At 37.0% G+C, this 14345-nt stretch carries 7 protein-coding genes; 5 read left to right on the plus strand and 2 right to left on the minus strand.

Translation table 11 applies throughout. The annotated features are described in order from the left end of the window. Nucleotides 1–1015: 1015 nt before the first annotated feature. The 5 genes from ACP6PL_RS20645 (at nucleotide 1016) to purL (ending at nucleotide 7671) form a co-directional block, all read left to right on the plus strand. Entirely contained in the window at nucleotides 1016–2632 is a 1617-nt protein-coding gene (locus ACP6PL_RS20645; RefSeq protein WP_426547153.1) for a mechanosensitive ion channel family protein, read from the plus strand. Between the two features lie 180 nt (nucleotides 2633–2812). Then, entirely contained in the window at nucleotides 2813–3229 is a 417-nt protein-coding gene (locus ACP6PL_RS20650) for a secondary thiamine-phosphate synthase enzyme YjbQ (protein WP_426547154.1), read from the plus strand. Nucleotides 3230–3977: 748 nt separating this feature from the next. Beyond that, complete coding sequence (locus ACP6PL_RS20655; RefSeq protein ID WP_426547155.1) at nucleotides 3978–4628, plus strand: hypothetical protein; 651 nt, start codon at nucleotides 3978–3980, stop codon at nucleotides 4626–4628. A gap of 120 nt (nucleotides 4629–4748) precedes the next feature. After that, nucleotides 4749–4946: a hypothetical protein gene (locus ACP6PL_RS20660; RefSeq protein WP_426547156.1), complete on the plus strand. Its 198-nt coding sequence runs from the start codon at nucleotides 4749–4751 to the stop codon at nucleotides 4944–4946. Nucleotides 4947–5343: 397 nt separating this feature from the next. Then, complete coding sequence (gene purL / locus ACP6PL_RS20665) at nucleotides 5344–7671, plus strand: phosphoribosylformylglycinamidine synthase subunit PurL (RefSeq protein ID WP_426547157.1); 2328 nt, start codon at nucleotides 5344–5346, stop codon at nucleotides 7669–7671. Between the two features lie 536 nt (nucleotides 7672–8207). Here purL and ACP6PL_RS20670 read toward each other — a convergent pair. Together ACP6PL_RS20670 and ACP6PL_RS20675 are read right to left on the minus strand one after the other, a co-directional pair. Then, the gene (locus ACP6PL_RS20670; RefSeq protein ID WP_426547158.1) at nucleotides 8208–10556 is read right to left on the minus strand and encodes a calcium-binding protein; all 2349 of its coding nucleotides are present in this window, start codon (nucleotides 10554–10556) and stop codon (nucleotides 8208–8210) included. A gap of 1079 nt (nucleotides 10557–11635) precedes the next feature. Next, entirely contained in the window at nucleotides 11636–14152 is a 2517-nt protein-coding gene (locus tag ACP6PL_RS20675) for a calcium-binding protein (protein ID WP_426547159.1), read from the minus strand. Nucleotides 14153–14345: the final 193 nt, after the last annotated feature.

Consider the following 14345-nt stretch of genomic DNA (forward strand, 5'->3'; position numbering starts at 1 on the left):
CTTTAAACCACAATTATTTAATTAACAATTAATAATTAATAATTCGGTAAATTTACAGCCTATATATATAGAAGGCAACAAGCAACAGTGGGAGAAACACTCCACCGTCTAATATTCATCATCAGTCTATTTCTTAACTAATTCTTTTTTTGCAATATCAGAGGTTTAAGTGTTGCTAAATTATCAAAAACTCCAATAAAATGGCTAAATAAATATAAAAACAGGTATTTTTCTAGAAATGTGACGAGAAAATGCAGAAAAATTAACAGTAAAAATATTGACCATTGCCTATTATATCAAATCCGGTAGCATCGATGTAATTAGATTAAAGAGTGTGGGGAGTGTGGGGGGTGTGGGGAGATGAGGATATCTAGAAAGATTTAGCAATAGCTGAAGATGGAACATTTTTTTATACCGAATTAAGCGGATTTGATATTACCTATTCTCACCCCTATAAATTTTTCAGACAACTATAATTGATATTCCCAGTAAATTAGATATTAGTTTAACTGTCAGAACTCCACCTTATCAACAAGAGGAAATTAAAGCAAAGTTTGGCATTTAGACAAACAAATAAAAAATAGTTTTACTTACTTTTGGTGGTTTGGTTTTAGCCGAAATTCCTGATTAAAATATATCTTTTTTTCCTGACTAGTAATTTGTTATATTTGATACTAATATTCTATAATTTCCTAATTTAATTAATTTCAGCCCCTCAAACCTCCTGATAAATCTGAAAAATTAGATAAAAATCGTAGTAAAGCGATCGCTCAAACGGTTGTAAATTATTTACAATAAGTAACCAAATATAATTAATATACTTAAATTTCAATATGTTGGAAGGGACTAAAATCTAGTATAAAGAATTAATTTCAAGGGTTTAGAATGATTTACATTCTGTTACATAGTTAAGTTTATTTGCACCTACCTATTTAATCAGTTTTAACTATACAATTAGATAATAATCCTCCAATTGCAATATATCCCGAAATATAAAATGAATATGAATATGAATATGAACGACTTCATCGTAACTGGAGCTGAAATCGGATTCATAATATGTATCTTTGTGGCAATGAGATTTTTTGTTAGTAGGATATATAAACAGTTACTTAAAGTTTCCTCAATCAAAGCAAAAGAACAAAATGTTCAAGTTATCTACCAAAATTTGCAGATATTAATAACTATAAGTTCTCTATTATTATGTTTAGTAGTGGCAGCATTTAACGGATGGCTTATCTATCAAGGAAAAGACTTAATAGAATACAAACAGTCCCTCATTCAAAATATTTCTCCAGATTACTGGATAGAAATAGGAATTGGAGTTATCAAAAGTCTGAGCTTATTAATATTAACTAGCTGGATTATCCCATATATAGATAAGTTTATAAATTGGTTGAATGAGCGAGCAAAAAATTTTGAAAAACTTACTGCTAATGATAAAACTATTGAAAATTTATTTAAGTTTTTCAAAGATAACTTAAACAAGATTATCTGGTTACTTTCCATTGCTATATCTGCCCAATTTATGCAATTACCAATAGTAATAATCCAATATTTGTATATAGGTTTGCGAATTTATATGATTATAATAGCTGGATTAATATTTGTTAAAGCAAGTACAGCCGTGATTGATACTATTGATGCTCTAAGCAATAAATATTCCGAGCAAAATAATATTTTTATCTTGCGTATTTATGATAATTTCAGTCATTTAATTCCTCTTGCAAAGCGATGTATTGAATATGCAATCTATATTGTTACAGCTACTTTAGTAATTCAGCAACTTGATTTTATTGCCAAATTAGCTACTTATGGACCGCTATTAATTCAAATAATAGGAATTATCTTTATTACTCGTGTTGTTGAAGAGATTGCTAAACTTGTACTAGAAAAATTACTACTTGATAATAATGATTCAAGCAATTTATCTCAACAAAGACGTCAAACCTTTCTACCTTTATTTCAAAGCTTTATCAAATACTTTCTTTACTTTGGTGCAGGTATTGCTATTCTTTATATTGTCAATATCGACCCGACTCCAATTTTAGCAGGTGTAGGTATTCTCGGTTTAACAGTGGGGATGGGTGCTAAAAGTTTGATTGAAGATATAGTTGCAGGTTTCTTTATTTTGTTTGAAAATTATTACTTAGTAGGAGACTTTGTAGAGATAAATGGTGTTTATGGTTTTGTGACAGGAATAGAATTAAGAACTACTAGAATTAATTATGAAGATAAACATCACATTATCCATAATCGTGATGTTAAGGATGTAGTTAATCACTCACACCATAGTAATTCAGTTGTTACTCTGAAAATTCCTTATCAAAGTGATATTAATCAAATCTATGAAATTATAGATAGAGTAGGAAAGGAGCTTCAAGAAAAGTATCCAGAAGAAATAATGAAAGGCACAGTAGTAGATGGAATAGAAGAATTTTATGACTATCAAATGTTAATTCATATAACTACAGAAGTTAAACCAGGAAGACACATTGATATGAAGAGAATTCTTGGTACAATGATTAAACAAGCTTTCCAAGAAGAAGGAATTGAAATTCCTGTAATCCATCATTTAACAATGACTAATCAGGGTACAACAAATATGAACCTTAATAAAGATAATGTTTAAGCATTCAGCTATTAGCTATCAGCTATCAGCTATTGTTTTTAGTGCGATAAAAGCTATTAAGCTAAATTCAATATTACGACAAAAGTCTACTCCCTTGACCTTAAAGTATATATTTATTTAAACTTCTTAAGAGCGGAGTTTTATTTCTGAAGACTTACGATACTGCCAACTAAAAATAAGATGACTCACTATCAACAATTACTGCAAATTAATACTTCTGGTAAATCTTTATCCAGAATTACTTCTAAAGTGCAAGAAGCTGTAGCTAAGTCAGGGGTAAAAACAGGTTTATGCAATCTATTTTTACGCCATACTTCCGCCAGTTTAATAATTCAAGAAAATGCCGACCCAGATGTATTAGTTGATTTAGAAAACTTTATTTCTAAATTAGTACCAGAAGGTTATCATTATATTCATAGTGCAGAAGGACCTGATGATATGCCTGCCCATATTCGCAGTGTTTTAACCCATACTTCCGAACAAATTCCTATTAATAATGGGAGATTAGTATTAGGTACTTGGCAAGGAATTTATGTTTGGGAACATCGCCAACGTAGTCATTGCCGAGAATTAGTAATTCATATTAGTGGGGAATGATTGAGAATTGAGAATTGAGAGGAGTTAGTGGTACTTAGACATTTTCTGCTAGAAAGAATGGTTCAAAATCAGTTTAAGGATTGATACTTTTTTAACCTTAAAGCATCTTTCCGTCTATATTTGAGCCTATTTTTTAGTTCTATTTTGTTTAAGTATCGAGATTGAGGAAGAAATATACCTTTATTTTTCTATCCTTAATCTACTTAAAAGGCTAACTTTTTTAGCTTTTTAGACCGAAAATATTACACCTTTTTTGACTCCCAAAAGCCTAAAATATTTACAGATAAAGCTTTTGAAAGTCAATCAGCAAGCCCTCTCATAAATATTTAGTCAAAAAAATAAACTAGAATTCTAACTAATACAAATTTAATAAATGTTTGTTACAAATGGTATAAGTAATAAAGAAGGTATAAGGGGTAAATATTGAAAAAAAGGGATAAATGATATATATAGCTATGTAAAATGAATTGGAGCAGCTATTTTTCAGCATATCCGATCAAGAGCTATCTTTTTCTAGCATTCTTTTTTAAAAGTGGTATAATATCATCTTCATATCAGTAGGGAAGTTGCATATTAACGTCCGTATGGATTAGGTTTTTTAGAAATAAGATATCTGGGTTTAATACAAACCAATCGTTAAAAAAATTACAAAACCATTATTATTAGTTAATAACTGAAATATTGGCAAACTAGAGAATTATTTTTGTTTTTGGTAATTGGTATAATAACTAATTTACAAATAGTGATTATGACTAATAAATTTACGACAAATTTCATTGAGTATAGCTCTAGAAAAATTAAAGCTTCACATTGGCAAGTACAGCTAATAGCACCGATAATATCCGCAGCAATATTTGCTTTTTGTTTTCCTCCCTATAATATTTACCCTCTAGCATTTGTCGCTTTCATACCTCTATTATTTGCAACTTTAACAGCTAAAAACTCTTGGCAAGCTAGAACAGTCGGATTTGTCTTTGGCTGTTTAGTTTATAGTTTCACATTGCACTGGATGTGGAATATTTTTCCCTGGTTTACAATTATTCTCTGGGCAATCTTAGCTTTATTTCCTGCTATTTTTACATGGACTTTATTCCTGCTTAAACAGAGATTGGGAATAGTAACTTCTCTCACCACCGCTCCTTTTATTTGGATAGGCATAGAATATTTTCGTTCTGAATGTTGGTTTCTTAAATTTGCTTGGATAACTCCTGGTTTTTCCCAGGCAAAAAATTTACCTTTTTTACAGTTTAGTTCCATTTTAGGAGTTTACGGAATTTCAGCTTTAATTATCGCGGTTAACTGTTGTATTTGTTATTTGCTTCTCGGTAAAACTCAACTAAATAAACGTTTATTACCAGTAGCATTTTCCATGGTAATAATTGGCATAATTCATGGTTGAGGTTTTGCTCAAATTCCTGCTCAAACTGTAGGTAAAATTCCAGTAGGAGCAATTCAAACAGAAGCAAGTAACTTCCTAGAAAATCGACAATTATCTCAGGAACTATCAGGCAAAGTAAAATTGATAGTCTGGCCAGAATATTCACTATTTGAATATGTCGATCAAGGTACAGAGCTATTCAAAAAATTATCTCAAATCGCTATTGATACTCAAGCTTATTTAATAGTAGGGGCTCAAGAAAAAGTACCTGATTCTCCAAATGGGTTCTATACAATACCGATGCTACCGGACATGATATTACAGCAGTTTCGGAGTTAGTGAGGTAAAGATTTTTAGGGCTTTAGGCAACAGGCACTATTGCTACAGGCAACAGATAATTAATTAAAGTGTACCTCACCATCCTAAAAAGTGCTGTAATATCATGTTCGGTTAAATAGTTATTTTAATTAAAGCTCGTAGTAGGGCTGAAGCCCTAACTGTAGATTTGGCTGAAGCCCTACTACAAACAAAAACTTTATTATAAGTGATTACCCGAACATGATATAAAAATGAATTTTGTAGTTTACAGTGATAAAAAGGGAAACAAAATACCGAATGCTAAAAGGTTTCCTATTTCCTTGCTGTAGCAAGATTTGATGAAATCGATCTAAGTTTGACAGAATTTATGAGATAATAAAACTGCCAAAAAATTAACTCAATTTTCCAATTATAAATTATGTCACAAACTCCTTTTTCTCCAGAAGAAATAGCATCCGAAGGCATCAAACCAGAAGAATATCAAGAAATTATCAACCGCCTTAGTCGCCACCCCAATAAAGCAGAACTCGGAATGTTCGGGGTCATGTGGTCAGAACACTGCTGCTACAAAAACTCTCGCCCTCTCCTCAAACAATTTCCCACCACAGGTAAACGCATCCTCGTCGGACCAGGAGAAAACGCCGGAGTTGTAGACCTAGATAACGGACTCCAACTCGCTTTCAAAATCGAATCCCATAACCACCCATCGGCTGTCGAACCATTCCAAGGTGCTGCTACCGGAGTCGGTGGTATCCTCCGAGACATTTTCACAATGGGTGCCCGTCCCATCGCCGTACTTAACTCCCTCCGTTTCGGTTCCCTAGAAGATGCCAAAACCAAACGCATTTTTACCGGAGTAATTTCCGGCATTTCTCACTATGGTAACTGTTTCGGAGTACCTACCGTAGGTGGAGAAATTTATTTTGATCCTGCTTACACGGGCAACCCCCTAGTCAACGTCATGGCATTGGGATTAATGGAAACCCCCGAAATTGTTAAATCTGGTGCATCCGGTATCGGCAACCCAGTCTTATACGTCGGCTCCACCACAGGTCGAGACGGTATGGGTGGAGCAAGTTTCGCCAGCGCCGAACTCAGCGACCAGTCAATAGATGATCGCCCCGCCGTGCAAGTAGGCGATCCATTCCTGGAAAAATGTCTAGTCGAAGCTTGTCTAGAAGCGTTCAAAACAGGAGCAGTAGTGGCAGCTCAAGATATGGGAGCTGCTGGTATTACCTGTTCTACTTCAGAAATGGCAGCAAATGGAGGTGTTGGCATTGAATTTGACTTGGACAAAGTACCAGATCGGGAAACTGGGATGGTTCCTTATGAATATTTGCTTTCGGAATCTCAGGAACGGATGTTATTTGTTGCTGAAAAAGGTCGCGAACAAGAATTGATTGATATTTTTGAACGTTGGGAACTTCATGCAGTGGTGGCAGGTACAGTCATTGAGGAACCTATTGTCCGAATTTTATTTGAAGGCAAGGTTGCTGCTGAAATACCTGCTACTGCTTTGGCAGATAATACTCCTATTTATCATCGGGAGTTATTGAGCGAACCGCCAGAATATGCTAAAAAAGCTTGGGAGTGGAATGTGGCATCGTTGCCAGCGTCTACGGAACAGGGTATTGAAATTGAGGGAAACTTCCAAACCTGGAATGATATTTTACTGACTTTATTGGATACTCCAACTATTGCTTCTAAGCATTGGGTGTATCAGCAATACGACTATCAAGTACAGAATAATACTGTAATTTTGCCTGGTGGTGCTGATGCTGCGGTAATTCGGTTACGCCCCCAAATTTCTGATATTAACAACCCAATCACAAATTCAGGTGTTGCTGCAACGGTAGACTGTAATTCCCGTTTGGTTTATCTCGATCCATATAATGGTGCAAAAGCAGTAGTTGCAGAAGCAGCAAGAAATCTCAGTTGTGTAGGTGCTGAACCTGTGGCAGTTACAGATAATCTCAATTTTGGCAGTCCTGAAAAACCTATTGGATATTGGCAACTGGCTGAGAGTTGTCGCGGTCTCGCTGAAGGTTGTCAGGAATTAGGAACGCCTGTTACTGGGGGAAATGTGTCTTTGTATAACGAGACTTTGGATGCTGACGGTCATCCTCAAGCAATTTATCCGACTCCAGTGGTGGGAATGGTGGGGTTAATTCCGGATATTACTCGTATTTGTGGGCAAGGTTGGCAAACTGAGGGTGATGTTATCTATTTAATAGGGAATTTAAAGGGTAGCACTTTAGCTGCTTCTGAATATTTGGCAACTGTTCATGGTGTAGTTGCTGGTAAACCAAGCGAAGTAGATTTTGATTTGGAAAAGCGAGTACAGGCAGTTTGTCGTTATGGTATCCGAGAAGCTTGGGTACGTTCTGCCCATGATAGTGCTGAGGGTGGTTTAGCGATCGCTCTGGCGGAATGTTGTATTAGTGGAAAGTTAGGCTCTGAGATTATTTGGGAATTGTCCGATGTTTCTGATTTGCGATGGGATGAGTTTTTGTTTGGCGAGGGTGGTTGCCGAATTTTGGTTTCTGTTGCGCCGGAAAATCAGATGATTTGGGAATCGTATCTTGAGGAAAATTTGGCAGATTTTTGGCAGAAAATTGGTCTCGTGGGTAATGCTGAAAGTGGTTTGCAAATTTTAGTGAATGAGGGTGTGTCTTTGATTAATTTAGAGATGGGAGAAATGAGCGATCGTTTTCAAAATGCTATTGAGAGACGTCTGGGTTTTTAGCGCTGGTTTTTGGGGCGAGTTTATTTAACCAGCGTGTAGGGGCGGTTTTTTAGGAGAATATCGTGCTGATATCAAACATTTTGCTAAACCCGCCCCATTACATTATGATTACCCACACCAATTTCGGGGCGGGTTTATTGAATTTCTGTAGTTTTGTCAATGTTTCTGGCTGAACCCGCCCCTACTTTACGATCGCCTATTCATGTAATAAAGCCTAGCGCCTCCGTTTAATTAGGTATAAAAAAATGTTCCATATGAGTGCTGTTTCCCAGTATTTCTAGAACTCCCCATCTCTCACATCACGCCCAAGATACTCAAAAGTGACTTTTGCTTTGCCCGTAGCGGTATATTGCTGCACTCAAAAGCAGATGAATCTAGTTTTTAGACTCACCTGCTATCAAGCTTAATAATTATGACTAATATAAAGTTTGAGTTAGAACTTAGAACAGAAAAACATGACTGTAGAGTGTAGACTAAGATCCAGGAACTGTGAGTAATGACTTGAGATGAAAGCTCAATCACCCTTATTCACCAAGCTAAACCAGTGAAATATTATCGTTGTTAATTTCAAACCCACCGTCGTTATCTCCAAAGAAGCCAAAACCTTCAATCTTTGCAATTGGTTGCCAAGTTTTAATAAAACGACCTTGACGCCGACTAAGGTTCTTAGTCACACGATTGTATCTGAGGTCATCAAGACTACTAATCCCGAAAGCATCCTTGTCAATTATAATCTGATCTCCTTCAATCGGACTAAAGTCGGCAATAATATCTCTTCCATCAGATAATATGAAGTTATCAGCTCCACTTCCACCATAGAGGCTATCACGGTCACCTCCTCCATTCAGAGTGTCATTTCCCTCCTCACCATAGAGGCGATCGCTGCCAAGTCCTCCATTTAGAAGGTCATCTCCCACCCCACCATAGAGGTTATCACTGCTACCTCGTCCATTCAGAGTGTCATTTCCTGCGAACCCATAGAGGCTATCACTGTTACCTCCTCCATTCATAGTGTCATTTCCACCTTGGCCATTGATATCGAATTGAAGATAATTGAGAACATTCTGATATTGATTACTGGAGATATTTTCCAAAACCGCAACAGTTGTATCCACATTCCCATTGGAATTTAATAACGTGAGATTATTATTTGAATAGTCAAAAGACACATTGTTTGAAAGCTCTTCAGGGATTATTAGCTTATCTTCCAGAGCAAAATCCGTGATAATATCACCTTCACCAACCCAAAAGGTATCAGCACCTCCACGACCTGTTAAAGTATCAGTTCCTGGGCCACCGTTGAGGACGTTAGCCTTACCATCTCCTGCGATCTCATCATTAAATTCACTACCAATGATATTTTCAATATCGTAGAGTTTGTCTTGGCCACCGAATCCGTCGTTTTCTACTTCAGCATAGGAATCAACTAGTTCGTTGGTCACTAAGTCTCTCTCTTCTTTAATATTAGTTAAGTCAACTTTAATGGCAGCTTTAGAGTGTATGTAAGAAGAAGTATCTGAACCTTGACCTCCAGAAAGAAAGTCAGATCCAGCACCGCCATAGAAGATATCATCGCCATTATATCCGTACAACTGATCATTAAAATTCTGGGCTGGATCTGGTTTTATTGTACCCCTAGAAGACAAGCTATATCCAGAAAGCACATCACCAAAGTCAGTTCCGTATTGGTAGAGTCTATCAGTATTGTCGAATACTTGACCAGAGTAAGCACCGAGAACCATGAATCTGTTAGTTCCCAAGTTTTCCAGAGCGCTAGTATCAATATTTAACTTTTCCAGTGGCTCCTGAGGATTACTCAGACTGTTGAGATTACTATGTCCTATGGATACACCATTAGAATCAATAAACAAGGCATTTCGTTGCAAAGACTCTTGAATACTTTTTACAGTTTGATGATTGAGTACCTGTGTTCCTTCTCCAAATATCTCTTCTTCGGGGGCAAAATCAAGAGTTGCAAAGATATCACTGCCTATATCTACTGAGTCATACTTGAAGCTCAATACACTGCTGCCGTTGGTGTCCTTGGAGATAAAAACATTGGATGGTCCTTCAGCAGCTATGGGAATAATAACAACATCTTTTCGAGGATTAAAGTCCGTGATTTGTGCATATGCAGCTCCTGTTGCAGGTGCTTCTATTTTCTCTTGGCCAGCCTTTGTAAAGGACTTGACTATATCGAATACGACAGGGACGATTTCTTTGGCCACTTTGTTCAACCCAAATACAGTAAAAGCCAGATCGCTAATATCCCCAGCCATACTCAGAGCTAGATCCTTACCATCAATATCAAAAGGGTTTGGCTTGTTCACTGTTGGTGGTTCAGCGCTACCTAATAAGAAAGTGTTGCTACCTGTTCCTCCCGTAAGTATGTCACTATCACCAGGTTCTATACGTCCACTTAATAAGAAATCATTACCTGCACCGCCTCTTATGGTATCGCTTCCGGTACCGCCATCGATAAAATCATTGCCCTCGTTACCCTCTAGATGGTCGTTAGCCGCGTTACCATAGATTCGATCGTTGCCAGCACCACCAACCATAGTGTCAGCTGCATCACGGCTTCGTATTATATCGTTACCTCCATGGCCATTATAGTAGGCTTTTTTTGCAGGAACATTAAGCCCCCAGCTTGTTTGCTCTGATCCATTACCCAAAATCGTATCACCACTTTCTGTGCCATGTACAAATCTGTAGGTTCTATATTTTACGGTTTCACTACTATCCGGACGTCTGTTTCTCTCAAATTCCGTGTTTTTATTATCATGAAAAGTACTGTTCATGTGAAGAGTGTCATCTTGAAAGTAGTAATACACATCTTCATCAGCTACTTTTGTATAATATGCATCTTTTGCTTTATAAGCCATTTTTCTTTACTCCTTGTTCTTGAGATTAAAATGAAGTTGTTCTTTTTCCGTTGTTAATATCAATAATCACTCAAACTCTCGGAAAGCACAATACAGAAAAAGTTATATTTGGTTAGTAATTTTCTACCTGAATAAAACTGAACTTTTCTGAGATTAATTTGGACAATAAATCTGGTATTACCAAAATGCAAATCTGTTTACAATCCAGTCTATACCTGATATACAAAGATTATTTGGCAACTAAAATTTGATTTATATAAGTGTTGATGAATTAAGTATTTTGGCGTAGATATACGACAAATGTCATAGAATTTTATTCAGAAAAGTTCAGTTTTATTCAGTTTTGGTAAGGTAAAGTTCAGTTTTATTCAGGTAATCTTCCTACACAGACTATTCTCATCTTTGCTTTGATTAAGTGTAAATTCCAAGACTTACCCAACGACACCAGCAGTCATATCAAATCCGTTGGTTTCTGAGTAATATAAGCTATATAGAGCTTTTCAGGTCAATGAACCACGCTAAAAAAATGATAACCCTGTAGGGAGGTTGCATGCAACGTCCCTACTATTCAAATGAAAACCGCTGTATGATCGAGACTCAGGGTTTGGTGACCAAACTCCTACACTATTGAATTGTATTGATGCTAAAGGATTTAATATCAAAAGTCAGATTTGAATGGTTTAAAAGTATCGTGAATTGGTATAAGTACTATGGTGAGAATATACATTTTTTTCCCACACTCCCCATACTTCCCATACCATTACTATGAACCAGCATCGAAAATATTCTATCTGAGCGCCATTACCAAATATTTCTAGAACTCCCCATCCCCATCTCCCACATCACGCCCAAGATACTAAAAAGAGACTTTTGCTTTGCCCGTAGCACTATATTGCTGCACTCGAAAGCAGATGAATCTAGTTGTTAGATTCACCTGTTATTAAGCTTCATAATTCTGACTAATATAAAGTTTGAGTTAGAACTTAGAACAGAGAAACATGACTGTAGAGTTTAGACTCAGCTCCTGGAACTGTGAGTAATGACTTGAGATGAAAGCTCAATCACCCTTATTCACCAAGCTAAACCAGTGAAACATTAGGATCGTTACTAAAAAGACCAACAGAAAGTGGGCTATCAGGGTTTTCAAAAGTTGCAATTCTTTCCCAGACCCAACCTGGATTCGCTCCCTGTAGTTTCAAAACCCGCTTGCTCAGCGTATTAGTAGAACCATTATAATCTAGTTGCGAGGGACTAGATATCCCGTGAGCAGACGCGTCAATTTCAATCGTGTCTCCTTCAGCGCGACTAAAGTCGGCAATAATGTCTTGTCCTCCAGATAAGATAAAGGTATCAGCTCCAATTCCACCTGTAAGGGAGTCGTTGCCTCCGCCACCATTTAGAAGGTCATCTCCCTGCTCGCCAAACAGGGAGTCCTTGCCTCCGCCGCCATTGAGAGTATCATTTCCTATTTGGCCATAGATGATATCGTGACCAGCACCACCCGTTAAAATATCATCTCCCTCAAGACCCTCAATCTCATCGTCATTATTCGTACCATTGAGAGTGTCATTATTGGCAGTACCAACAATAGAGGTGTCAAGTACAATTGTGCTGCTTTCTTCTCCAATAAACTCAATTTTTTCTAAAGCATCTGCCACTTGATTTTCAGAGATATTTTCTAGAATAGCAACATTGTGATCGGCAAGAGAAATAGTAAGGGTATTATTAGTTGGAGAATGAGTCGCCTCAAATCCTACAGATGTGTTGTAATAGTCAGAATATGCTTTAGCATCTATCTGAATCTTATCTCCTTCAGCAGTATTCAAGTCTGTAACGATTTTTGTTCCAAAGTCAAAACTCTGAAGCTGGTTGTTTTGATCTCTTTTTTCATTAAGCAGATTGACGAAATTTTCATCACCGGTACTGAATAAAAAAGTATCAGCACCACCATTACCAGTCATCCGATCGTTTCCTTTGGCACTTGCCAAAATATTAGGACCGTCGTTTCCGACAATAACATCATCGTAATCGCTACCAACAATGTTTTCAATATCATACAGTTCATCAGTTCTAGCCGATGTAGCGGCGCTACCAAATTGATGAGTTACCTGACCATAAATAAAGCCATTTTGTGGCCTTAAATCAGCATTAATACCTGATCGAGAATGGACATATAATACAGTATCTGAGCCGTTACCTCCATAGATTTTATTGCTGCCACCACCACCATAAAAATAATCATTACCATCATACCCAAACAGTTGATCTGCCTTGGCGTTCTCGGGCTGAAATTTTTGTCCTCCTACATTATCTAATTGGTATCCAGTAAGTATATCGCCATGATTGGTACCATGAAAATAGTCAGAATTCCCTGTTCCAAACACTTGTGTTCCTGAATAAGCACCTAAAATCAAAAAACTATTGCCTCCCAAGTCTTGGAGAGACTGCTGCACACCAGGATCGAGCTGCAGATTTTGAGTATTATTTCCAGCCCCTATAGTTGCACCATTAGCATCAATGAGGATTGCATTTTGCATCAGCATTTCCTCTATACCCTGTTCAACGTTATCGTCAATTGATGTGGAAGAGTCGTTAAAAAGGTTAGATGGATCGTCAAAGGTGATGGTGGCAAAAATATCTGAACCATTACCAGTAGTGTCTTTCTCTAGAGTGAGGTTGCTACCACCATTGGATTTATTGTCCACAAATATATTGCTCGCATCGCTACTACCCAGAGGTATAATAACAACATCTTCTTTGAAATTAAAATCTTCTACCCGAACTCGTGCCCCAACATCTGGTTCTTCTGCTGATGTGGACTCAACTCCCTTGACTGCTTTGATTAACATCGGTACAATTTCTTTAGTCAGCTTGAGTTGTGGCAAAGCAAATGAAAAGAATAAGTCACTGACATCTCCAACTATATTTTTGCCTAGTTGATTCCAATTCATGTTAATATCTCCGGCGCTGCCAGTAGCAACCTCGCCCAGAATGAAGGTATCGGCTCCAGAACCACCATTTAGCTTATCGTTTGATTCTGCATCTATTACTCCTGAAGATAATAGGTCAGGCCCACTACCACCAGAGATGCTATCGTCACCTGCACCACCGAAAAGGAAGTCACCTTCGCTACCACCAGAGATAGTGTCATTTCCAGAATGACCACTGATGGTATCGCGACCGCCTCCACCATTAAGTTTTTCTGGGCTAGCATTCAGATATGCTGCATTATTTTTACCTTCCTGCCCGGCGACCAGGAGTCGATCATTTCCCAGAATTTGGTCACCTTGATTAGTACCATTAACTTCTCCGTAGTAGGTGAAATTCTCTCCGAAGACATTGCCTTTTTGACTATACAATTGATATTTGTTATCAAAGTATGTGGTGTTCATATTCTTTACACCTATGTCATAACCGGCAAAGTTTCTATTCATATTATTATTTACAAAGGATTCTTGTATGGTACCATTTGGTATCTTTGGGGGAATTACTGATTCCCCTAAGTCTTTAAAACTATTCCCAAGGTCTACAAAACCGTCACCAATAGTCTCTCCAGCTCCTTTGAACCAGCTTCCTATTTTTTTAAAAAATCCCATTTTTCTATTCTCCTAGAATTTAGTTAGTTGTGTTTTGAATGAAGAAGAGGTTGTTCTCTTTCCCTTTATGAAATAACTATCACTGAAATCTCCGGAAAACACAATACAGAAAAAGTTATTTTTAGTTAGTAATTTTCTACCTGAATAAAACTGAACTTTTCTGAGATTAATTTGGACAATAAATCTAGTATTA

This window comes from Dapis purpurea BLCC-M126 (genome assembly GCF_050015975.1).
Lineage (GTDB): Bacteria > Cyanobacteriota > Cyanobacteriia > Cyanobacteriales > Microcoleaceae > Trichodesmium.

Excerpts from the sequence above, each read along its gene's own strand:
- ACP6PL_RS20645 (WP_426547153.1), top strand. The coding sequence starts at position 1,016 with ATGAACGACTTCATCGTAACTGGAGCTGAAATCGGATTCATAATATGT.
- ACP6PL_RS20650 (WP_426547154.1), top strand. The coding sequence starts at position 2,813 with ATGACTCACTATCAACAATTACTGCAAATTAATACTTCTGGTAAATCT.
- ACP6PL_RS20655 (WP_426547155.1), top strand. The coding sequence starts at position 3,978 with ATGACTAATAAATTTACGACAAATTTCATTGAGTATAGCTCTAGAAAA.
- purL (WP_426547157.1), top strand. The coding sequence starts at position 5,344 with ATGTCACAAACTCCTTTTTCTCCAGAAGAAATAGCATCCGAAGGCATC.
- ACP6PL_RS20670 (WP_426547158.1), bottom strand. The coding sequence starts at position 10,556 with ATGGCTTATAAAGCAAAAGATGCATATTATACAAAAGTAGCTGATGAA.
- ACP6PL_RS20675 (WP_426547159.1), bottom strand. The coding sequence starts at position 14,152 with ATGGGATTTTTTAAAAAAATAGGAAGCTGGTTCAAAGGAGCTGGAGAG.